The sequence below is a fragment of the Actinomadura sp. KC345 genome (assembly GCF_004348515.1).
In the GTDB taxonomy this organism is placed as follows: domain Bacteria; phylum Actinomycetota; class Actinomycetes; order Streptosporangiales; family Streptosporangiaceae; genus Spirillospora.
The window spans coordinates 1-22,821 of the sequence record NZ_SMKH01000112.1; the positions used below are offsets into that span (position 1 = coordinate 1).

Genomic DNA, 22,821 nt, shown 5'->3' on the forward strand with positions numbered 1-22,821 from the left:
GCGTTGGTGAGGGCAGGTTCGGTGAGGATGGCGTCCAAGACGACGGTGTCGAGGGTCCGGCGGGGAAGGGGGCGCGGCGGCGGAAGGTTCTGCGGCGTACGGCGTTCGGGCTGGTCGTCGTCTTGTTGCTCGGCGGTGTGGGGGCGGCGTGGCTCTACCGGGATCTGGTCGGGGGCATCGAGCAGAAGGACGTCGGCGACCGGCTCGGCGCGAACCGGCCGGAGAAGCTGAACAAGTCGCTCAACATCCTGCTGATCGGGTCCGACACCCGGGAGGGCGACAACGCGGAGTACGCGGTTCCCGGCATGTCCGGGGCGCGGTCGGACACGGCGATCCTGCTGCACCTGTCGCCGAACCGGGACCAGGCCGTCGGGATCAGCTTTCCGCGCGACTCGATGGTGAAGATCCCCGAGTGCGAGAAGGACGACGGCGGGACCGTCCCGGCCCGGTTCGGGATGCTGAACACCGCGTTCGCGTTCGCCGGGCCGACGTGCACGTGGAAGATGCTGGAGTCGCTCACCGGTATCCACATCGACCATTTCGTCCAGGTGGACTTCTCGGGGTTCAAGCGGATGGTGGACGCGCTGGGCGGTGTCGAGATCTGCGTCGACAAGCCCGTGAACGACCCGCGGGCCGAGCTGTATCTGGAGGCGGGCAAGCAGACCGTGAAGGGCGAGGAGGCCCTCGGTTACGTGCGGGCCCGGTACTCCCTCGGAAACGGGTCCGACCTTGAGCGGATCGAGCGGCAGCAGGAGTTCATGGCGGCGGTCGCGGACAAGGCCACCGACTCCGTCCTCGGTGATCCGGCGAAGACGTACAAGTTCCTCAAAGCCGCGACCAAGTCGATGACGACCGATGACGACCTCGACCTGTCGGCGATGCGGAAGCTGGCCGAGGGGCTCAGGGGCATGAGCGCGGGGCAGGTGCGGTTCGTGACCGTGCCGGTCGAGCGGTACGCGCCCGACCCCAACCGCGTCCAGTGGAACCAGCGGCAGGCCAAGGCGCTCTTCGAGGCCGTCCGGCACGACAACGACCTGCCCGCGGAGCCGGCCAAACCCGGCCGGCCTGGACAGGCACCGCCCTCGCCCGGCGAGGTGAACGTCGTCGTCGTCGACGCGGGCGCGAAGGACGCCCTGGTCAAGCGGGTCGTGAGACGGCTCGGGAAGCGCGGATACAAGGTGGCGGAGAAGGTCGAGAAGGCGGCCGCGGTGCCCGACAGCCACATCGAGTACGCGCCTCCCGCCGAGGCGCAGGCTTCGGCCCTCGCGCGGGACGTCCCCAACGCGCTGCTCACGGCCGACCCCAAGACCCCGGAGGACGGCGTGCGCCTCGTCATCGGGGAGAAGGGCGTCCGCCTCACGCCGCAGCCCATCGACAGGATCGGCGGAGGCGTCAAGGCCGGCGACAACCCCTGCAAATAGAGTGCGGGAATCAACTCCCGGGGAATGACAGGACGGCTGCGAGGGTGCCGATGAACATGGAGGGTCCGAACGGGAACTCGCCCTTGCGGGTACGGCGCACGATCAGGATTCCAATGCCGGCGAGGCCACCGAGGAGATAGGTCGCCAGAAGGCCCAGCACCCACGCGTCCAGCCCGAACCAGCCGAGATAGAGGCCAAGGACGCCGGAGAGTTTGACGTCCCCCATTCCGATGCCCGCGGGCGCCGCGAACGCCTGGACGAAATAGATGGCCAGCAGCGCCGCCATTCCGATGAGGGCGTGCTGAAATCGTTGCGATCCGTCCTCGGTGAAGGGCGCCGCGGCCGCCAGCAGCGCCGCCGCGATGCCGTACGAAGGCAGCGTGAAACGGTCGGGAAGCCGCTTGGCCCTCACGTCGACGAACCCCAGGAGCGCACCGGCCGCGGCGAGGTACAGCAGCGCCGCCAGGACGGGCTCCGTCCCGACCCGCCAGCCGAGAACTCCGTAGACGGCGGCCGTGACGAGCCCGACCAGGATCCTGTGGCGGCGCGTGACCGCGCCCGCGAACGCCGCCGCCATCGGCGCCAGGAGCAGGCCGACGAGGAATCCCGCGGCGGTCAACGCCAACGCGACCATCGAAACCTCGCCCCGCTCTCCGGCATCTCTCCGGCACGATAGCCGGACGGGCGCACGCCGGCCCCGGGGTCAGTATCCGTCGTCGTACCGCCTACCGCCGTAGCGGCCGCCCCGGCGGTAGTAGCGGTCGTCGTCATCGTCTCCGACGATCAGGATCCAGACGATGTAGCACAGCAGGAGGCCGGCGACGATGCCGCCGATGTCGATGCCTCCGGCGCCGACGAAGTCCTCGGGTTTCGCTGCCGCCGTGCACACGTCGTCCTTGCACTTGGCGTCCTTGTGGTTCGTGTGCCACTCGTCGGTCGGCGACTCCACCCGCACGTGCGGCTTCCCGTCGATCAGGACGGCGTGCTGGCGCACACCGTCCTCGACCGCGCTGCCGCCCGGGTTGAAGTACTTGCCGGCGTGGATCTGCGGCCGGTCGTCGTACATCGCGTTGAGGGCCTTCTCGTGCAACCAGGCACGGTTGGCGACGCAGATGAGCACCACGAAGCCGAGCATCACCAGGAGCACGATGCGGCCGAGGCAGCCGACGCAGCCCGTCCGCGGCCTACGACTGTTGAACATATCCACGATCCGTCCGGAACCCGGCGACCCCGGCAACCGTTCCAGGGGACGCGTCGTCGGCGCGGCGCGCGCGTTCATGCCCGGGCGGCCTCGTATCCGCTCCGCACCGAACGAATGAGACGGCCCCGTGGAGGGGCCGTCTCGGTTCGGTTCCTCACTGGGAGGCTATGGGGTCATCCCCCGGCAGCGGGTTCGGCGCCACCGGAGAAGCCGCTGTCGAGGGCACGCCAGGCGGCCTCGGCGGCGTGCTGCTCCGCCTGCTTCTTGCTGCCGCCCTCACCCGGCCCGTACTCGGAACCGCCGACCACCACCCAGGCGGAGTAGCGTCGCTGGTGGCCGGCGCCGTACTCCTCGAAGCGGTAGCGAGGGCCGTCGAGTTTCTCGCGGGAGACGAGCAGCTGCAGTTCGGTCTTCCAGTCCACCGCCACCCCGCGGCGCGCGGACGACTGTTCGATGTGGACGCCGAAGTACCGGTGGACCAGAGAAGAGACCTTCTCCATGCCGCCTTGCCGGTACACCGCCCCGATGAGGCCCAGCATCGCTTCGGCCAGGACGGAGTCCTTGTCCTGTCCGCCGGACATCCACTCACCGTTGCCGAGACGGATGTGATCGCCCACTTTGAGCGACCGGGCGACCTCCGCCCGTACCTGGGCGCTGACCACCGCGCCTCGCATCCTGCTCAGCAGATCTTCCTCCAGGTCGGGAAAGCCGCGGTAGAGGAACTCCGCCACACCCATGGACAACGCCGCGCCGCCGAGGGAGACCAAGGTCCCGTTGGCGGCGACGCCGTGCTCGCGGGCGTAGGAGCGATGCGTCAGAGCCTGCTCCAGCAGGGCCCCGGGCTCGATGCCGAGCGCCCGGGCCAGCTCCGCTCTCTCCGTCGAAGCGAACCGCTCCGGTCGATTCACGGACATGCCGTCTCCTTCTGTTTTGTTTGTCAGTGCTGCCGGGTGCCTGTGGACACCCGGCACCTACCGTGCGGCCGAGCACGGAGACCGCAACGTGCCGCAGCCGCGTCCCGTCCGCCGCGGAGGCCGGCGGGTTGCCCCGCGCCCGCGCGGACGGACGGTCATCGCGAGTCCCCTCGGGGGGCTCATATCCGCACAAATCAAAAAAGGGAGTGTTCTCATGCACGAGAACTCCGACCGGGGCCCCTTCGGGGGAGAGCCCCACCGCATCGACGCCCCGACCACGGCGGAGGGGCGTGAGCTGGTCGGACGCGTCCTGCAGGGCCAGCCGGAACCGGTGGTCGAGTTCGCGAAGTTCAGCGTGACCGAACTGGTCGCGAACGCATACGTCCACGGTCTCGGCTACACCCGCGACGAGCTGGCCGCCGCCATCGAACGCGAGGAGCTTCCGTCCGAGGTGAGCCTGATCGTGACCCTCGGCCAGTCCGAGCCCTCGCAGAAGTGGTACGTCATCCTGACGGTCCACGACCCCAACCCGGACCGCCCGGACTGGGACCGTGACCCCACGGACAACATGGGCGCCACCGGCCGAGGGCTGGCGGTCGTCCGCGTGTTCGCCACCGGCTACGGAGCCGTGTCCTGCGGAACCGGCAAGGACGTGTTCGCCGAATTCGAAATCGACCCGCCACCCGGGTCCTGACGCCGTCGCCGCGGCCCCTTCCGGAGCCGACGCGACGGCACAAAGACCGGCCTTCACCCCAACGGGGGTGGAGGCCGGTTCTTCTTTCCAGCGGACACACGTGTTGCCACACGTGTTTTTCCACGGACAGTCCAGACGGCAAGTGCCCAAAGGGCTCTCGCAGCCCACAAACCAGATGGAAGGAACACTCGATGTCCAACGAATTCGGGATCAACCCCAGGCCGCGCCCGGCTCACACGGTCGAGAACGGCACGGTGCCGTTCCCCCTCGTCGACGACGAGGCGACCCTCCGGACGCCCGGTCCGGAGCGCCTCAAGACGATGCTGACCGCCATGTACGGCGAGCTGCCGATCGGCGAGCTCGGCTCCGTCCTGACGGTCGCCGGCGAGTTGCTCCGCAACGCCGAACAGCACGGCCGGCCGACGCCGGGCCTGCTCCAGGCGGAGGCTCCGGACTGGGTGGTGACCCTGGCCTGGGCGGAGGAAGCCCTCTCCCAGGAACGCACCCGCCTGTACGCGCTCATCATGGTCAGCGACCGGAACGGGGGATTCCCCCAGGTGCCGTCCAAGATGCGCAGCGGCTTCGGGCGCGTGATCGCTGCCACCAGCCGATGCGGCGCCTACCGCACCAGCAGCGGGAAGACGGTCTGGGCACTGGTCGAAACCTCACGGACGCGGTGACCCGCACCTCACGCACGCCCGGCATCCGCCGATCCGGGCGATGACCCGACCGGCCTCCACCCCACCAGGTGGAGGCCGGTTTTTCTTGTCACCGCACCGCCGCCCACACCGAGGCGTCGAACATATGCCGACTCGCGCAGGAACAGACCTGCCGCGCGTGCCCGCCCACGGACGGTATTGAGCGCGAGTGTCCATACCGGGCACGTCCAAACAAGAAAGGAGCATTCCATGCTCGACGATTCTGGGACCAGTTCCCAGCAGCAAGGGTCCGCCGGGTTCGAGAACGGCGAGGTGCCGTTCCCGTTCAGGGCGGGCGCGATCACGGTCGACCAGCCGAGCGCTGACATGATCGTGAACACGGTCCGCTTCGTGTTCAATGCGTGGCCGGAGACGCCGTTCATCATCAGGATCGCCCAGAATCTGGTGAAGAACGCCGACGTCCCGCGCGTCTCCCAAGGCGGCCTGGTCTCGGCGTCCGGTCCGGAGTTGTCCCTGAAGCTGGGCTGGGTCATCGATCAGGAGCAGCACTCCCGCTACGCCGCCGTCATGGTGACCGACTCGTACCCGGTCGCACCCGAGGGTCCCTTCGACCCCCGCAGCGAGTTCGGGCAAGTGATCTCGCTGAGCGACCGGTGCGGCGCCTACGCGCACGACCGCGGAACATGGGTCTGGGCCTTGGTGAAGCACGGAGTTTCCACCCTGTGATCCACGCCTCCCGGGGGACGCTCGGCGTCCCCCGAGCCCGGCGCTGACACGGCCGGCCTCCACCCCACCAGGTGGAGGCCGGTTTTTTGCGTCTGAATGGTTCTGTGACGAGGGCCACATTGCCAAGCGCCTCGTGCGATGAACTGTCAAAAGTGTGGCGCTCATTCGGGGGCGTCATGACACAAAAAACAGGAAGGAACCACCATGTCCGGAACGCCGAGCTGCGGCCTTTGCGGTGAGCCGATGGCCCCCATCGAGGAGTTCGACGGCAAGCTGGGGCACGCCTGCAACAACTCCAACTGCCCGAATCCACCGAAGGGCAAGGAGTAGCAAAACCGCCTCCCACGTCGAGTGGCGAGGTTCATATCAGTCAATTATATAGTTGATCAAGGCGCCCTTCTCCGTCCTCGACGGAGAAGGGCGCTTCTTTGTCGGGAGCTCGCTCGTTTCCGGCGTGGCGGGTGGGTCAGTCGCGGAGGCGGACTCGGCAGGCGAGGTGGAGCGCGAAGGCGGTGTCGGGGTCGGTGAGGTCGGCGTCGAGGCGTTCGGTGATCTTGCGGATGCGGTAGTTCACCGCGTTGGGGTGCAGGCGCAGGCGGGCGGCCGCGGCCTTGAGGGAGTTCCGCGCGTCGAGGTAGGCGCACAGGGTGGCGATGGCCTCGCCCGATCGCTGCGCGCCCAGTGCGTCGAGCGGGGCGAGCAGGTCGTCGACCACCCGGCGGCTGAGCGGCGAGCCGGCGACCTGCGCCAGGACGCGGTTGATCCCCGCGGCGTCGAAGGCGTGGACGAGCTCGCGGGAGCGGGTCGCGATCGCCGCCGCGGCGCGGGCCTCCGTGGCCGACTGGCGCAGCCCGTCGATGCCGCGCTGCGGTGTGCCGATCCCGAAGCGCAGCATCGTCCCGGGATGCTCCTCGGCCACCGACGCCCGGATGCCGTGGATGATCTGCAGGACGCGCGGCGGGCGGATCTCGGCTCGGGCCGTGCCGACCAGGACGATGTCGGCGGCGAGCCTGGCCAGGTTCCACGCCTCGCCGGGCGGGCGCGGGGCCTGGTGGGCGCGCAGCGTGAGGGTGTCGAACAGCCGCCGCCGCTCCGCCAGTTCTGCCGGGTCGGATCCGGGCGGCCGGTCCGGCGTCATCCAGACCACGGTGTGCAGGTCGTCGACGGCGAGCCCGAGCCCCCTGGCCCGGTCGGCCAGCGCGCCCGCGTGGGGGTGCTCGGTGACGATGAGTTCGGTGAGGATGTCGGACCGGGTCTGGCCCGGGGCGGTCGCGCGCTCCAGGGCCAGTTGCCGGAGCCGCCCGATCTCGGCGGCCACGGCGGGCAGCACCAGCCGCACCGCGTCGTCGGGCGGGCCGGTCACGCCGCCGTGCCGCCGCCCCGCCACCCTGATCGGCTCGCCCGCGTGCGGCCCGGCGGCGTCCTCGGACGTCGACAGCGTGCGGCCGAGGACGGCGCCGACCCGGGCCAGCAGTTCGGCGACGCGGTCGTCGGCGTCGTCGGGGTCGGGGGCGTCGCCGAACTCGCGGACGATCTGGATCGCGGCCTGGGCGCGGGCGAGCGAGTCGGCGGCGTCCCCGCGGATGACCTGCCCGAGATAGAGCACGACCTCGGCGACGTCGCAGTCCTCCTCGGCCGCCAGCACGGCCAGGCCCGCCCGTTCGGCGAGCCGCGCGGCGGTGATCGGCAGGGGGCCGCCGCCGATGAGCACCAGCGCGGCCACACCGCGTTCTGAGGCCGTCCGGACCGCGATGTCCAGCTCGTATCCGGCGGCCTGCGATGCCGACCGCCCGGTCACGACCACGAGCGAGTCGGGTGGGGCGCCGTGGAGCCGGTCCAGCCCCTCGACCGCGGTGACGGAGGTGAGCGGCACGGCCTCCGCCGGGCCGGCGAGGAGGGTGAGGGGGATCCGGGAGCCCGACCGGAGAAGATCCACGACGTGAGACACGCGCATATTGTGTCAGCGACACAAACATTCATGAAACCTTGTGTTACGCGGACTTTCGTCGAATCAACGGGCCGCGGGAGTCTTCTGGCATGCAAACGACACCTTCGATCACCGGTCGCGTGACGATCGACGACGTCCCGGCCCTCGCGCGCGGCTGCGCGGTCCTGGGCACCGGAGGCGGCGGAGATGTCGAGACGGGCGCGCTGGCCACCGTCCGGGCGATCGACGAATGCGGCGAGGTCCCGCTCATCCCGCTGTCGGAGGTGCCTCACGACAGCCTGATCCTGCCGCTCGCGGGGATCGGAGCACCCACCGTCTCCTACGAGATGCTGATGAGCGGGGACGAGCCGCTGCTCATCCGCGACGAGGTGGAGCGGACCCTGGGGCGCCCGGTCGCCGCGGTGATGGCCTGCGAGATCGGCGGCTCCAACGGCGTCGAGCCCGCGGGCTGGGCGGCGCGGCTGGGCCTGCCGCTCATCGACGCCGACGGGATGGGCCGGGCGTTCCCCGAGGTCCAGATGGTCGCGATGTACGTGGCCGGACTGCCGGTGAACCTCGTCGTCCTCGCGGACGTGCAGGGCAACGTCACCACGGTCCGCCCTGTCGACGGCCTGTGGTCGGAGCGCATCTCCCGCGCCGTCTGCGTCGCCACCGGGGCCTCCGCGCTCATGACCGACTACGTGATGACCGGCGCGCAAGCGCGGGGCGCGGCGACCGGCGGCGGGGCGAGCGGCGGATCGGGCGCCGCGGTCATCCCGGGCACGGTCAGCAGGGCCCTGGAGATCGGCCGGGCCGTGAAGGACGGCGTCGACCCGGTCGGCTCGCTGTGCGACGTGCTCGACGCCACCGTCCTGATCGGCGGGAAGATCGTCGACGTCGAACGGCGGACGGGCGGCGGCTTCGTCCGCGGCAGCCTGGTCATCGACGGCACCGGCGACGACCGCGGGCGGCTGCTCCGGGTGGAGATCCAGAACGAGAACCTGATCGCGCTCGAGGACGGCCGGCCGCTGGCGTGCGTCCCCGACCTGATCACCGTGGTGGACGCGCAGACCGGCGACGCCATCTCCACCGAGGCTCTGCGCTACGGGCAGCGGGTGGCGGTGCTGTCCTGGCCGTGCGACCCGATCTGGCGGACCGACCGCGGTCTCGCCACGGCCGGCCCGCGGGCTTTCGGCTACGACATCGACTACACGCCCGTGGAGGAGCTCACCCATGGCTGACCGTACGTCCGGCCCCACGGATCAGGACCTCCGCGTCGGCATCGACGTCGGCGGCACCAACACCGACGCGGTCGTGCTCGACGGCGGCGGCGCCGTGCTGGCCCGCACCAAGCAGCCGACCACCGCGGACGTCACGACCGGCCTGAAGGCGGCGCTGAACACGGTGCTGGACCACCTCGGCGACGACGCCCCCCGGGTGGGCCGGGTGATGCTCGGCACCACGCACGCCACCAACGCCATCCTGGAACGGCGGGGCCTCGGCCGGGTGGCCGCGATCCGGCTCGGCGGACCGGCCACCACCTCGGTCCCGCCGGCGCAGTCCTGGCCGGCCGACCTGTCGGCGGCGGTCACCGCGCGGACGGCCATCCTGCCCGGCGGCCACTACGTCGACGGCAGGCCGATCTCCGAGCTGGACACCGGCGCGCTGCGCGCGGTGCTCGCCGACATCGCCGAGGAGGCCGACGCGATCGCGCTGACCGGGGTGTTCAGCCCGGCGTCCGACGAGCAGGAGCTGGAGGCGGCGGCGATCGCGCGGACCGAGCTCGGTGACGGCGTGCCGATCTCGATGAGCCACGAGATCGGCACGCTGGGGCTGCTGGAGCGCGAGAACGCCACGATCCTCAACGCCGCCCTCTACCGGGTCATCAGCAACGTGTGGGAGGGCCTCCAGAGCACGCTGACCGAGCGGGGCCTGGACGTCGTCACCTACTTCGCGCAGAACGACGGCACCCTCATGGCCATCGACTACGCCGTCCGGTACCCGGTGCTGACGATCGGCTCGGGCCCGGCCAACTCCATCCGGGGCGCGGCGTTCCTGTCCGGCCTCACCGACGCGATCGTCGCGGACGTCGGCGGCACGTCCACCGACTTCGGCGTGCTGAACGCCGGCTTCCCGCGGGAGTCCGCGGCGGGCGTCGAGATCGGCGGGGTGCGGACCAACTTCCGGATGCCCGACATCCTCGCGCTCGCGCTCGGCGGCGGCACCGTCATCGGGCCCGACGGGGCCGTCGGGCCGCGGTCGGTCGGTTACCGGGTCACCGAGGAGGCGCTGACCTTCGGCGGCGACACCCCGACGCTCACCGACGCGGGCGCACTGGCGGGGCGCGGGGCGCCCGCCTCCGCGCCGATCCCCGACCGGCTGCGCGGCACGCTGGCCTCGGCGATGGAGACGGCCGACGCGATGCTCACCGACGCGGTGGACCGCGTCACGCTGGGCAAGACCGACCAGCCGCTGGTCGTGGTGGGCGGCGGCTCGTTCCTGGTGCCCGACGGCCTGGAGGGCGTCGCCGAGGTGATCCGTCCCGGCAACGGGGACGTGGCCAACGCCGTCGGCGCGGCGATCGCCCTGGTCAGCGGCACCATCGAGACGATCATCCCGGCCGGTGAGGGCCGCCGGGAGGCCATCGAGGCGGCATCCGGCGACGCCTGCCGCCGGGCCGTACAGGCCGGGGCCGACCCTGCCGGACTGGAGGTCGTGGAGATCACCGAGATCCCGATGAGCTATCTTCCCGAACCCGCGCTGCGGCTGCGCGTCAAGGCGGCCGGTCCGCTCGGCAACATCTGACCCCCAGGCTCCCAGCCCCCGACCCTCCGGTACCCCCAAGGAGATCCTGCAATGTCATGGCGTATCCGAGCGCTAGCGGTCACGGCGGCACTCGCCGTGGCCGTCACCGGTTGCTCCGGCGGAAAAGTCCGCGAGGCGGGCTCGGCCGACTCGTTCATCTACTCCTTCAACCTCAACGTCGTCACCGACTGGGATCCCGCGACCTCGTACTCCAACGAGATCATCGCGATGCAGAACATCTACGAGTCGCTGACCCGGTACGACAGCAAGACCAAGAAGGTCAAGCCGCTGCTGGCGACCGAATGGACGCCTTCCGAGGACGGCAAGGAGTGGACGTTCAAGCTGCGGAACGGCGTGAAGTTCCACACCGGCGACCCGGTGACCTCCACCGCCGCCAAGGCCGCGATCGAGCGGACGATCGAGATGAAGGGCGGGGCCGCCTACATCTGGGACCCGGTGAAGTCCATCGAGACACCGAACCCGCAGACGCTGGTGTTCAAGCTGAAGTACGCGGCGCCGCTGGACCTGATCTCCTCGTCCGGCTACGCCGCCTACATCTACGACACCAAGGCCCCCTCCGGCGGCGACCTCAAGGACCACTTCGCGAAGGGACGCGACACCGGGACCGGCCCCTACACCGTCACCTCCTGGAACAAGGGACAGGAGGCCGAGGTGCGGCTGGGCCAGTTCAAGGAGTACTGGGGCGGCTGGGACGGCACGCGCTACACCAGCATCGAGTTCCGCAACACACCGCAGGTGACCACGGCCTGGCAGCAGTTGCAGGCCGGTGACGTCAACTTCGTGCAGAGGCTGAACCCGCAGCTCTTCGAGCAGGCCGAGAAGGCCGACGACCTCGACACGCAGACGACGCCGTCGTTCCAGAACCTCATCTCGTTCTTCAACACCGAGGCCGGGCCGATGAAGGACGCCGAGGTCCGCAAGGCCGTCCAGGCGGCGATCGACTACGACGGCCTGGTGTCGGCGCTGAAGGGCTCGGTGACCCGCGCCAGCGGCGTCGTGCCGAACGGCCTCACCGGAGCCACGCCCGGCTTGGCCGCCCGCCAGGACGCCGCGAAGGCGACCCGGCTGTTGAACGAGGCCGGCTACGGGCCTGGCAAGAAGAAGCTGACGCTCGACGCCACCTACGCGCAAGGCGACGCCGACCAGCAGACGTTCGTGACGCTGCTCAGCTCGGCGCTGAAGAGCCTGAACGTGGAACTGCAGGCCAAGCCGATGCAGTGGGACGCCCAGTGGGACCGGGCCAAGACCAAGGACCCGTCCAAGCGGCAGGACATCTTGATCATGTACTGGTTCCCGGACTACCCGGACGCCTACAGCTGGTTCCTCAACCTGTTCCGCTCGGCCGACCCGGTGAACTTCAACCTCACCTACCTCGACGACGCCGGCATCGACAAGGAGATCGACGGGCTGCCGGAGCTGACCGCCACCAAGCGGTCCGAGGCCGAGAAGGCGTACGGGGCGCTGCAGCGGGAGCTGCTGAACGAGCGGGCCGTCGCCGCGCCGCTGTTCGTCCAGCAGTACCAGCGGGCGTACTCGGCGGGCATCGAGGGGTACATCGACAACCCCGCGTACCCCAACGTCGTGTTCGCCCACCAGCTGAGCCCGGCGGCCTCCTGACATGGTCGTCTACCTGCTCCGGCGCCTGGCACAGGCCGCGTTCGTCGTGGCCGGTGTCGTGGTGCTCACCTTCGTGGTGATGCGGCTGGTGCCCGGGGACCCGGCGGTGACCTACGCCGGGCCCCGGGCCTCCCCGGAAGAGCTCGCCCGGACCCGCGCGGAACTGGGTCTGGACAGCCCCCTGCTGATCCAGCTGTGGGACTACCTCACCTCGCTGGTCCGCGGCGACTGGGGCATCAGCCTGCACACCCGGCAAGAGGTCGTCGGCGACATCTCCACGGCCTTCCCCGCGTCCCTGGAACTGGTCGGCGCCGGGATCCTCATCGCGGTGGTGGCCGGGATCCCGCTCGGCGTGCTCGCCGCCCGCTACAAGAGCGGACCGGCCGACGGCTCCATCCGGATCGGCTCGATGCTGGGCGTCTCGGTCCCGGTGTTCCTGCTCGCGCTGTTCGCGCAGAACCTGTTCGCCACGCAGCTGGGCTGGCTGCCCGTCGCCGGCGAGTACGACCCCGGCCTCGACCGCACCAGCCCGCTGAGCCTCTACACCAACATCACCGCGGTCGACGCGCTGCTCACCGGGAACTGGCCGATCCTCGGCAGCACCCTGGCCCACCTGGTGCTGCCCGCGCTGGCGATCGCGGCCTACCCGACCGGCGTGGTCGCCCAGATGACCCGCGCCGCGCTCATCGAGGAGTCGACGCAGAACCACGCGCGGCTGGAGCGGGCCCTCGGCTTCACCCGCTGGCAGGTCCTGACCCGCTTCTCGCTGCGGCCGGCCCTCAGCCCGGTGCTGGCCCTGCTGGCGCTGGTGTTCGCCTTCTCCCTGGTGAACGCCTTCCTGGTCGAGGCGATCTTCAACTGGCCCGGCCTCGGACGGTACGCCGCGGACGCGATCCGCTCCTCCGACGCCCCCGCCATCGCGGGCGTCACCATCGCGATCGCGTTCACCTACGTCGTCCTCAACCTGCTCGTGGACATCGCGCAGGCCGCCATCGACCCGCGGGTGAGGATCCGATGACCGCCATCGACACAGCCAAGCCGGCCACCCGGCGCACGATCACGCACCGGCTGATGCGGGCGGCCCGCGCCGACCGGCTCGCCGCGGTCGGCGCCGTGGTGCTCGTCCTGATCGTGATCGCGGCGATCGCGGCCCCGCTGCTGGCCCCCTACCCGGCGGACGGCACCGACGCCACCCACGCGGAGAACGCGCTCCAGCCTCCCGGCTCCGAGCACTGGTTCGGGACCGACGGCGTCGGCCGCGACGTCCTCACCCGGGTCCTGTACGGGGCGCGCACGTCCCTGCTGATCGCGGGGGCGGTGCTCGCCATCTCGGCGGCCATCGGCGTGCTGCTCGGGGTCGTCGCCGGCTACGCGGGCGGGGCCGTCCGGGACGTGATCATGCGGATCACCGACGTGTTCCTGGCCTTCCCCGCGCTGCTGCTGTCGGTCGCGCTCGCGCTGGTCCTGCACCCCGGGGTCCAGGGAGCGATCATCGCCATCAGCGCCTCCTGGTGGCCCTGGTACGCGCGGATGTCCGCGGTCGCGGCGACCTCCATCAGATCGCGCGGCTTCATCGACGCCGCCCGCTGCCTCGGGGTGTCCCGGACCCGGATCGTGCTGCGGCACGTACTGCCCAACTCGCTGACGCCGACGCTGGTCCAGCTGTCCCTGGACGCGGGCGGTGTCATCCTCACCGCCGCGGCGCTGTCGTTCCTCGGCCTCGGGCCGCAGGAGCCCACGGCGGAATGGGGGCTGATGGTCCAGCAGGGGCAGAGCCTGTTCACCACCAACTGGTGGGTGGTCGCCTTCCCCGGCCTGGCCATCGTGATCACGGCGTTCTGCTTCAACGTGCTCGGCGAGGGACTGCGGTCCGCGCTCGACCCCCGAAGGGAGGTCACCCGATGACCCCTGTGCACGCGAAACCGGTGCTCACCGTCGACGACCTGGAGGTGCGGGCCGGTGACCGACTGCTGGCCTCGCTCGGCGAACTGCGGGCCGCCCCGGGCGAGTGTGTCGCGATCGTCGGCGAGAGCGGCTCGGGCAAGACCACGGCCCTGAACGCGATGCTCGGGCTGACCGACGGGCTGCGGGTCACCGGGAAGATCGTCGTCAAGGGCACCGACGTCGTGACGGCGAATGAGCGGGCGCTGTCGCGGATACGCGGCTCGGTCGTCGCGCTGGTCAGCCAGAGCCCCCAGTCGGCCCTCAACCCCACGATGCGGCTCGGCACCCTGCTCAAGCGGGTCCTCGCCCGGCACGGGCTGCGCGGCGCGCAGGCCAAGGAGCGGACGGAGGAGGCGCTGCGCAGCGTGCTGCTCGACCCCGGCCTGCTGCGCCGCTACCCGCACCAGATATCCGGCGGGCAGGCCCAGCGCTTCGCCATCGCGATGGCCGTCGCGCTGCGCGCCGACGTCATCCTCGCCGACGAGCCCACCAGCGCGCTGGACGTCACCGTGCAGGCGGCCGTCCTGGACCTGCTGGCCCGGTTGCGCGACGAGCAGGGCATCGCCCTGGTCTTCGTCTCGCACGACCTCGCCGTCGTGTCCGGCATCGCCGACCAGGTCGTCGTCATGCGGGAGGGCCGGGTCGTCGAGTCGGGGCCCGCCTCCGACGTCCTGCACCGCCCCGACGCCGACTACACGCGGGAGCTGCTCGACGCGGTCCCCGCGATCGGGAAGTGATCATGCTCAGCGCGGAGAACCTCAGCGTCGCCTACGACCGGACCCGGGTGGTTCACGGCGTCTCCCTCGACATCCCGGAGTCCTCCGGCGGCGTCGCCGTCATCGGGGAGAGCGGGTCCGGCAAGACCACCATCGCGCGGGCGCTGCTCGGCCTGGTCCGGCCCGAGCACGGCAGCGTGCTGTTCCGCGGCCGGGACATCGCCAAGCTCGACCGCGCCGACCGGGCCCGCTACCGGTCGCAGGTGCAGCCGGTGTTCCAGGACGGCAGCGAGGCACTCGACCCGAGAATGCGGATCGGCGCCTCGATCGACGAGGCGCTGAGGATCCGGCGGCGGCACCGCAAAGGCACCGCGAACGGGAAGGGCGGCGAGGAGGCCCTGCCGTCGGTCGCGGACCTGCTCGCCGACGTCGACCTCGATCCGGACCTGGCCGGCCGGCACCCGCACAAGCTGTCCGGCGGGCAGCGCCAGCGCGTGATCATCGCCCGTGCGCTGGCCATCGACCCCCGGCTGCTCATCCTCGACGAGCCGACCAGCGCGCTGGACGTCACCGTCCAGGCCCGCGTTCTGGACCTGCTGGCGCGGCTGCGGGACGAGCACGGGCTCAGCTACCTGCTGATCACCCACAACCTGGCCATCGTCGACCGGCTCTGCGACACCGTGCACGTCCTGTTCGCCGGGCGGATCGTGGAGTCCGGGCCGGTCGGCACCGTGCTCGGCAGCCCGTCCCACCCGTACACCGCCGCGCTGCGCGACGCCGTCCCCCGGCTGGGCACCGCGCACCGCGCCGCCGGGGTCACCGACGCGCTGCCCGCGGCGGACGGCTGCCCGTTCCGGCACCGCTGCCCGATCGCGGTCGACCGGTGCGCCACCGAGGACCCGCGGCTGCTCCCCCTCACCGACGACCACCGCGTCGCCTGCCACCAGGCCGCGCCTCCCGGCGACGGCGACGGCCTCGGCGCCCCGCGGGGCGCCGAGGCCGGAAAAGGGTGACGGCGGGAGGACGAACCCTCCCGCCGTCTCGGTGGGGACGTGCCGCCCGAGGGCGCCACGCGGCGTTCGGCCGCGACTCCCGCCGGGATCTCCGGCTAGGACGTCTCGGTTGATTCCCCGCCCAGGGTGAGGCGGAGCTTCTCTCGGGCCTTCTCGACCCTCGACTCCGCCTTGAAGGCATTGGCGGTCGCCGAGCTGAGGTTGGTCTCGGCGGCCTTGGCCTTGGCCTCGGCCTGAGTCTTCCTACGCTGGGCCTCGGTCCAGTCCGACTCGGCGACCTCCAGTTCCGCCTTGGCGGCCTGGAGCTCCAAGTCCTTGATCTTCGCTGCGAGCTCCCGGGCCGTCTCCTTGGCCGTGGCCAGCTTGTGCCGGAAGTCCTCCAGCCTCGCCTCGGGCGTGGCCGGCTGCAGCTCGACGGACGGTGCCTGTCCCCCCAGGGCGAGGCTCACGTAGGCGAGCGTGGCCGCGCACGCCGTGATGAGCACGAACCCGCCCACCTGTCCCATGGCCAGGCGGTCACCCAGGAAGACCACCCCGACCAGGGTGGCGATCGCCGGGCTGCCCGCGAGGAACACCGCGTACACGCGGTCACCCGCGAGCTCGCGCGCGGGCATCTGGAAGATCCGCGGCAGGGTGTTGTTCAGCAGGCCCACCAGCGCCGCCCACGCGATGATCTCCCAATCCAGGATCGACTCGAAGTCACCGGTGACGGCGGCGATCCCGCCGGCGACCAGGCCGACGAACACGAGCGACCACGCGATGGCCTTCTCGGTGTAACGACGGCCCGCTCCCTTGATGAGCCGGTCGGTGACCGGCAGGAACAGCGTCCGGCTCACGCCCGCGCCGATGGCCAGGAGCACGCCGACCAGGTGGTACCCGCCCTGCGCCGTCCCGTCCTGGACGATGAGCACCACGCCGAACGCGGTGGCCGCCGCGAACAGCGTGACGAACGCGGCCAGCCCTTTCTTCCCGCTCCGGAACCCCCAGATCACGGGGACCAGCAGCGGGATCGCGTAGTAGATCCCTCCCGCGATGGAGAAGGGGACCGCGGTGAGTGCGAGGACCAAGAGCGCCTTGTCCCCCGCGATGGTCAGGAAGGTGAGGAAGACCAGGACGCGTCGCCTCGTCGTTCCCTCGCCGATGTCGTCCGGCGTGCCGGACCCGCGCCTGTTGCGCAGGAACGGGAGCGCCGGCAGGTAGAGGCGGATCAGCAGGAGCAGGCCGCCGATCGTCGCCTCCAGGAAGGTGGCGTGCTGGACCGGCAGGGGCCCGCTGCCACCGATGAGCCGCTCGTCCAGGACGGCCTTGCCGCCCGCCGAGCTGAGCCTGTCGAAGCCGCCGAGCAACACCCCGTACCAGGGGTGCCGCCCTGTTGTCTTACTGGTTTCGTTTGTCATTGTTCTGAACTCCTCATGTGAGGCGCACACAAGGAGAACCGGTCGTGACCCGGCTCACCTTGCGCCGCGCCGACTGATGGCACGACCCGGTAGAGCCGGTCACTTCCGGAACGATCATCAGGGGTGGCCGCTGAGCTGCGGCCACCTGCGGGTGGCCGCCCGGTGAACAGGTGCTTACGAACTGCTCGTGCGGCCCCTTTGCGGCTAAGGTGGCCGTGTGCAAGCCCTCCCTCGAAACGGCGGCGTCGTGAACCGTCGGTGAGGGCACACGGAAACGGCGGGAAGGCCTCCGGAAGAACTCCCCGGAGACCGGCCCGCCGTTTTCCATTCCCATCGGCGTATCGCGATGGCGTTAAACGATAAACGTCATCAATTCAGCCGATCACTTCCACTCGCGTTTCCCGCCCACCGGGCGCGCGCCTCCCGGCGGCCCCCACCTGCGATGCCCGGGCCGGCCGACGCCCCACGTTCGGTGGCCGGGAAGCTTGCCGCCTCCGCAGGTTTCGGGACTGTTAACGATGTTCGGCGCACGAAGCGTCGGACCCACCCGACCCCCCAAGGGGGTCGGGGCGGAACAACGAAAAGAAGGAGGTCAGGACTCATGCCTAAGTTGAGTCCGCTCTCCCGAACCGAGTTCCCCCGCCTCGAGGGGCTGGGATTCTTGGCTGACGGAGAGACCATCGCCCTCACCGAGGGCGGAAAAGTGCACTGGCTCTGCCTGCCCTACATGGACGGGCCGTCGGTGTTCTCCGGTCTCCTCGGAGGTCGGGGCCGCTTCCACGTCGGCCCGGTCGGCGTGAACTCGCCCACGGCACAGCGCAACATCGCTGACGCGCTGGCGATCGAGACGGAGTGGCGCACCCCCGAAGGGGGACGCCTCACCGTCACGGACGCGCTCGTGCGGACGCCTCACGGCGCTCGCCAGACCCTGGTGCGCCTCATCAAGTGCACCGGAGGCGAGGTCCGCGCCGGTGCCGTCCTGGAGCCGGACTTCGACTACGGGCGGGAGACCGCTCAGTGGGAGGTCCACCTCCGGGAGGGCCAGCGCATCGAAGGCGTGGCTCGGGCTCGCTCCCACGACGGGATCGAGCTCCGGGTGACCACCGACCTGGACGACCCCGTCGAGTTCGAGCGGGGCCAGGTCAAGGCCGCACGCACCCTCAGCGAAGGGGACGGCGCCTACATCGCCATCACCTGGGGCGACCACCAGCCTCCGCAGAGCTACACGGAGGCTGAGTCCCTGGTGAAGGACACCATCGACTACTGGCGGGACCGTATCGCCAGTGGCCGGGTGCCGGACCACCCCTTCGGGGCGGACATGGCGCGCAGCGCGCTGTTCCTCATGGGGCTGTGCCACCGCAGCGGCTCGATCGCAGCGGCCGGCACCACCTCGCTGCCGGAGACCCCCGGAGGAATCCGGAACTGGGACTACCGGTTCGTGTGGGGCCGCGACGGCGCGATGAGCGCCATCGCGCTGCACCGACTCGGCTTCACCGAGGTCGCGGACTCCTTGGTGAAGTTCTTCGCGAACCTGCCCGAGGAGGACGTGCAGATCATGTACGGCCTCAACGGGCGGACCCGGCTGACGGAGGAGATCCTCGATCACCTCCGCGGGTACGAGGGAGCCGGCCCGGTTCGCATCGGGAACGGCGCCTTCGACCAGGTGCAGAACGACATCTGGGGTCAGCTCCTGGAGCTGATCTACCAGACCCAGCGGGACAAGCAGACCGCCGAGACCTGGCGTCTCGTGGTCCGCCTGGCCGACGGGGCCCTCAAGGCGTGGGGGACCCGCGATCGCGGGTTCTGGGAGGTGCGGGGCGAGCCCCAGCACTTCACCAGTTCGCAGCTGTACCTGTGGGTGGCGCTGGACCGCGGCAGCAGGCTCGCCGCGATCCGGGGCGACCGGGAGAAGGCCCGCGAGTGGGCCAAGACCGCCGAGGAGATCCGCAAGGCGATCCTCGACGGGGTCAGAGAGGACGGCGTCTTCACCGCCGTCCCGGGTCGCGACGCGCTCGACGCGTCGTGCCTGCTGATCCCGACCCTCAGGCTCCTGCCGCCGGACGACTGGCGGGTGCGGGCGACCGTGCACGCCGTCGCGGAGGGGCTGGCCCACAAGGGCGGGCTGCTCCGGTACGACACCAATGAGTTCGGTGACGGCCTCCCGGGGGAGGAGATGGCGTTCGTCATCACCTCCTTCTGGCTGGTCCAGGGCTACGTCGCCATCGGTGAGCTGACGCTCGCCGAGGAGCTCTACCACCGGACCGTGGCCTACACGGGCAGCCTCGGCCTCCTGGCCGAGGAGGTCGACCCGGACACGGGCAGGCACTGGGGCAACACCCCCCAGGCCTTCTCGCACCTCGGGTTGATCGACGCCGCACTGGCACTCATCAACGCCGGTGTCCAGGTGGTTGGCCGGTAGCGGCCACTCTCCACGCACCGGTCCGCGCCTCCTGAGGCGCGGGCCGGTGTCCCACACAACTCAACACAACCGACCGGCCCGCGTCACAAGCGCGGGTCGGTTCTTTTCTGCCACCGGTCCCCCGCGACCGGACGAGAACAACAACGCTCCTGACCTTCCTGAAATCGGCGCGCCGAACGCCGGACCCCAGATCGCCATCCGACGGATGCCGCCGCACGGAGAAAGCTCGGCCTCGCCGAGAGCATGTGGTACCGGTGACCATCTAGACGCGCATAGCGATTATAGGACGGGCCGTGCCGGGCCCACCAAAAAGAACGTTCCAATGTGCTCTGAATCATGTAGGTCAGCACTTATGGGATGTCCGTCACATGTCGGCGCCGTCACGGAGGAAAGCACGGCCTTCACCAGGCCCGTTCTCGCCATTCATGGCGTCGGGAGACAAAAGAGTACGGCCGATCCTGATAGGACCGGCCGCACGGTGTACTGGTCGTCGAGGGATCTCCCCGACGCGACTGTGGAGAGCGGAGGGGAGGGACTCCCCTCCGCTCAGGTGGAGGTCTGGGGCGGACTGGCCGCCCCTGCCTCACGGCGAGGTACCTCGTGCTTGATCGGACCATGGTGTCCTCGGGAAGGAGGGAGGGGCGGCCAGACCCCTTCCTCGCATGCGAGGTGAGGGCTGGCCGGCGCCTCACCTGCATCCGAGTGCACCATGATGCGTGGAAGAGGCGGCCACCCCTTCCTCGCGTACGAGGGTGAGGGCTGGCCGGCCCTCACCTCGCACCCGAAACACCAGGTGCCGGCTGAGCCGGTCTAACCTCGTCGTTCGCCCTACTCGGCGGCGGAGCCGCGGGTGGAGCGCACGTGGGCGGTGTGCCCGAGACGGAGACCCGCGGGACCGGCTTCGATCCTGTGGGCCTTCCGGAACGTGACCTCCCTGTCGCCGATGACGACGGTGCCGGAGGTGACGTCGTTGCCCGTGAAGCTTCCGTCGTCACCGACGGACGCTCCTCGGACACCCTTGACCTCGATGGTGAGGCCGCCCGTCCGGCCCTTGACCGCGCGGGCGTTCGTGATGGTGATGCCGCCGTCCGGCGTGTAGGTCACGTCGTTGGGCGACTCGATGCGGAGCTCGTTACCCTGGTCAGCGGAGGACTCCTCCTCCGCGTACTGGGCGGTGAGCTCGGTCACAGTCTCCACCTGACGGCGGATCTCCTCGAGTTTGGCGGTCAGCTCCTCCCGGTCGCTGACCACGTCGTCGTACTTCGTGGTCAGTTCCCTGAACTTGCCGTCCGCCTCCTCCAGGGCGGCGTCCCTTTTCGCGAGCGCGGTGAGCGCCATGGACAGATCGGCACTCGCCCTTTCCCGCTGCTCCTCCGCCAGGCCCAGGTCGCCCTTGACCTCGCGGAGCTCGTCGGTCGCCCTCTTCAGGGCGGCCTCCATCTCCTGCTGGGCGGTGACCGGCTCGGCGGAGTTCGCGGGGGGCTCCGCCCCCACGACCTTGATGTCGAGCTCGTCGGTCACCGGATCGAGGTTGGCGTCGGGTCCGATCTGCGTCTGCTTACGGACTGCGGCGCCCTCCCCGGTCCCCTGCTTGGCGCGGGTCACCCAGTAGGCGAAGCCCGAGACCATGAGGATCCCGATCACGTTCAGGAACGAGATGTCCTGGTTCCCCGAGACCCATCCCAGCCAGTCGCCGATCGTGCCGACGATCAAGCCCGCGATGGGGGCGAACGCGAACATCACGCCCATGCTGGTCTTGCTCAGCATGTTCCTGGCCCGGTTCTGCAGGAGAATCGGACCGTCCATCGTGAATGCCGCGGCGAAGAGCCCCGCCCCGATCACCGTCGCGAGGGCGACGAGGGTGACCTCACCGGACACCCAGCTTTCCCCCTGGACGAAGGTCAGGACGATGGCAGTGCCGAGGATGATCGGCATGGCGAACAGGTTGGACACGAGCATGCCCAGGTCCTGCTTCTTCACGGTGCCCGGGTCGTTCTCCTTGCCGAAGCGGCCCAGGACCGTCGGGATGTTCCAGAAGTGCCACGCACCGCAGGCGGCCGCGAACACGCCCAGAAGGCTGAACGACGCCCCGTCCCACGGCTCGGTGACGAGGACGATCCCCGCCATGACCCCGATTCGCAGGACGATCGGCTTGATGCGGCGCTCCCGGATGTCTTCGAGGAGCCCCACGCTCACCGGACCGAGCGCCAGGACGGCGTTGGCCGCCCCGATCCCGATCGTCTGGCCGGCGAACGGCCAGGCGAGGTTCACCATGATGTTGCCCAGGAAGATCCTCGCGATCGCGCCCTTCTGGTCGGAGTTCCAGGTGGCGGGCCTCAGGGAGTTCCTGATGGTCATCCACCCGAACTGCGCCAGGAGGATGGCGAGCAGGATGATCGTCCCAGGCGTGTTGATCCAGGCACTGCCCTGGTACCACAGCATCCCGGTGGTGGCGGCGATGCCGATCGCCGACGAGACGTGCGACACGACCATGAAGGTCCTGCCTCGCCTCGCCCGGCTGACGGCATCTGGCCGCGCCTCGGTTGTGTTGGATGACGACATACGTCACCAACCTCCTTTTCGTTGTGTGTGCACCTGGCCCGTGAGGGACGCAGGTGATGATTGGTGTCATCCGGCCTCCGAGAGGCTGGATGAGCCGACTCTCTGAGTCGGCACCGTTAACAGTCCTGAAACGTGTGAGAACGGCAACACTTCTCGTCGAGGAAGCGATGTTCTCCAAGCTCCGTCGAACCGCACCGTTGCCGCGTCGGCGTGGCTTGGCACGGTCTTCGGGGAGCCCTCATCCACGCGCGCGTGGATGTCGACGGCCTCTCCGGAGAGGGGACTGCGGTGAGCGAGCTGATGGCGGGTGGGAACCTTCCGCTGCCCGACGGTGCGATCTCGATCGAGGTACCGGGGCCTTTCGACGTGTCGGCGCTGATCACCGGCGATGACCGGAAGGTGAGCGGCGACGCGGACTTCGTGTTCTTCAACCAGCCGTCCGCTCCGGGTGCCCGCCTCCAGGGCGGCTCCATCGTGGTGGATCCGCCGCGGCTGCGGCCGGGCGCCAGCCGGGTCACGGTCGTCATCAGCGCGGCCGACTCCGGGACGCCGCTGGGCGGCCTGCCGGCCCCCACACTTCGGGCCGTCGGGGGGAACGGTGCGGTTGTCGCCCGGTTCACCCCGCCGCGGCCGTCCAGCGAGACCGTCCTGCTGCTCGCGGAGATCTACCGCCGCGGGCAGGGCTGGAAGCTGCGCGCCGTCGGCCAGGGGTACTCCGACGGACTGGCCGGACTGGCCCGCGACTTCGGGGTCGACGTCACCGACGACGGTTCCCAGGCTCCTCC

General features: G+C 70.3%; 20 protein-coding genes. 14 read left to right on the forward strand and 6 right to left on the reverse strand.

The annotated features are described in order from the left end of the window. Positions 1-1,421 (forward strand): LCP family protein (locus E1281_RS19680; protein WP_131880267.1); only part of this gene is annotated, 1,421 nt, incomplete at its 5' end. A 10-nt stretch (positions 1,422-1,431) separates the two neighbouring features. On the opposite strand, the gene E1281_RS19685 is transcribed toward E1281_RS19680, so the two are convergent. From E1281_RS19685 to E1281_RS19695, 3 genes are all read right to left on the reverse strand, one after another. Next, entirely contained in the window at positions 1,432-2,046 is a 615-nt protein-coding gene (locus E1281_RS19685; protein WP_243717137.1) for an A24 family peptidase, read from the reverse strand. Positions 2,047-2,124: 78 nt separating this feature from the next. Next, complete coding sequence (locus tag E1281_RS19690) at positions 2,125-2,622, reverse strand: hypothetical protein (protein WP_131880271.1); 498 nt, start codon at positions 2,620-2,622, stop codon at positions 2,125-2,127. Positions 2,623-2,795: 173 nt separating this feature from the next. Beyond that, positions 2,796-3,536 carry a ribonuclease III domain-containing protein gene (locus E1281_RS19695; protein ID WP_131880273.1) on the reverse strand — a complete coding sequence of 247 codons (741 nt, stop codon included), beginning with the start codon at positions 3,534-3,536 and terminating at the stop codon, positions 2,796-2,798. Positions 3,537-3,750: 214 nt separating this feature from the next. Here E1281_RS19695 and E1281_RS19700 point away from each other — a divergent pair, with 214 nt between their 5' ends. From E1281_RS19700 to E1281_RS42620, 4 genes are all read left to right on the forward strand, one after another. Then, on the forward strand, positions 3,751-4,230 hold the full coding sequence (locus tag E1281_RS19700; RefSeq protein ID WP_131880274.1) for a hypothetical protein: 480 nt from the start codon (positions 3,751-3,753) through the stop codon (positions 4,228-4,230). Positions 4,231-4,421: 191 nt separating this feature from the next. Beyond that, positions 4,422-4,910: a hypothetical protein gene (locus E1281_RS19705; RefSeq protein WP_131880276.1), complete on the forward strand. Its 489-nt coding sequence runs from the start codon at positions 4,422-4,424 to the stop codon at positions 4,908-4,910. A gap of 228 nt (positions 4,911-5,138) precedes the next feature. Further along, complete coding sequence (locus E1281_RS19710; protein ID WP_131880278.1) at positions 5,139-5,615, forward strand: hypothetical protein; 477 nt, start codon at positions 5,139-5,141, stop codon at positions 5,613-5,615. Between the two features lie 204 nt (positions 5,616-5,819). After that, on the forward strand, positions 5,820-5,945 hold the full coding sequence (locus tag E1281_RS42620; protein ID WP_279433629.1) for a hypothetical protein: 126 nt from the start codon (positions 5,820-5,822) through the stop codon (positions 5,943-5,945). A gap of 136 nt (positions 5,946-6,081) precedes the next feature. On the opposite strand, the gene E1281_RS19715 is transcribed toward E1281_RS42620, so the two are convergent. Continuing rightward, positions 6,082-7,563 carry a helix-turn-helix domain-containing protein gene (locus E1281_RS19715; protein ID WP_131880280.1) on the reverse strand — a complete coding sequence of 494 codons (1,482 nt, stop codon included), beginning with the start codon at positions 7,561-7,563 and terminating at the stop codon, positions 6,082-6,084. Positions 7,564-7,682: 119 nt separating this feature from the next. On the opposite strand from E1281_RS19715, the gene E1281_RS19720 reads away from it, so the two are divergent. From E1281_RS19720 to E1281_RS19750, 7 genes are read left to right on the forward strand one after another with little or no spacing between them, the layout of a single operon-like run. After that, positions 7,683-8,783 (forward strand): DUF917 domain-containing protein, encoded by a 1,101-nt coding sequence (locus E1281_RS19720; protein WP_243717139.1) that lies wholly within the window; start codon positions 7,683-7,685, stop codon positions 8,781-8,783. Continuing rightward, positions 8,776-10,347: a hydantoinase/oxoprolinase family protein gene (locus E1281_RS19725; RefSeq protein ID WP_131880284.1), complete on the forward strand. Its 1,572-nt coding sequence runs from the start codon at positions 8,776-8,778 to the stop codon at positions 10,345-10,347. The genes E1281_RS19720 and E1281_RS19725 overlap by 8 nt, the downstream gene beginning before the upstream one ends. 51 nt (positions 10,348-10,398) lie before the next feature. After that, on the forward strand, positions 10,399-11,985 hold the full coding sequence (locus E1281_RS19730) for an ABC transporter substrate-binding protein (protein WP_131880286.1): 1,587 nt from the start codon (positions 10,399-10,401) through the stop codon (positions 11,983-11,985). A gap of 1 nt (position 11,986) precedes the next feature. Next, entirely contained in the window at positions 11,987-13,003 is a 1,017-nt protein-coding gene (locus E1281_RS19735) for an ABC transporter permease (RefSeq protein WP_131880288.1), read from the forward strand. Beyond that, entirely contained in the window at positions 13,000-13,890 is an 891-nt protein-coding gene (locus E1281_RS19740) for an ABC transporter permease (RefSeq protein WP_131880290.1), read from the forward strand. Before E1281_RS19735 ends, E1281_RS19740 begins: the two co-directional genes overlap by 4 nt. Beyond that, positions 13,887-14,666, forward strand: a complete 780-nt coding sequence (locus E1281_RS19745) for an ABC transporter ATP-binding protein (RefSeq protein ID WP_131880292.1) — start codon at positions 13,887-13,889, stop codon at positions 14,664-14,666. The genes E1281_RS19740 and E1281_RS19745 overlap by 4 nt, the downstream gene beginning before the upstream one ends. Positions 14,667-14,668: 2 nt before the next feature. Then, entirely contained in the window at positions 14,669-15,658 is a 990-nt protein-coding gene (locus E1281_RS19750; RefSeq protein WP_243717141.1) for an ABC transporter ATP-binding protein, read from the forward strand. Positions 15,659-15,753: 95 nt separating this feature from the next. On the opposite strand, the gene E1281_RS19755 is transcribed toward E1281_RS19750, so the two are convergent. After that, positions 15,754-17,055 carry an EamA family transporter gene (locus tag E1281_RS19755; RefSeq protein ID WP_131880296.1) on the reverse strand — a complete coding sequence of 434 codons (1,302 nt, stop codon included), beginning with the start codon at positions 17,053-17,055 and terminating at the stop codon, positions 15,754-15,756. A gap of 601 nt (positions 17,056-17,656) precedes the next feature. Between E1281_RS19755 and E1281_RS19760 the strand changes: the two genes are divergently transcribed. Next, positions 17,657-19,474: a glycoside hydrolase family 15 protein gene (locus tag E1281_RS19760; protein ID WP_279433630.1), complete on the forward strand. Its 1,818-nt coding sequence runs from the start codon at positions 17,657-17,659 to the stop codon at positions 19,472-19,474. 828 nt (positions 19,475-20,302) lie between these two features. Here E1281_RS19760 and E1281_RS19765 read toward each other — a convergent pair. Continuing rightward, complete coding sequence (locus tag E1281_RS19765; RefSeq protein ID WP_131880300.1) at positions 20,303-21,967, reverse strand: DMT family transporter; 1,665 nt, start codon at positions 21,965-21,967, stop codon at positions 20,303-20,305. 357 nt (positions 21,968-22,324) lie between these two features. Between E1281_RS19765 and E1281_RS19770 the strand changes: the two genes are divergently transcribed. Next, on the forward strand, positions 22,325-22,821 hold a 497-nt coding region (locus E1281_RS19770), incomplete at its 3' end, for a TerD family protein (RefSeq protein WP_165959008.1).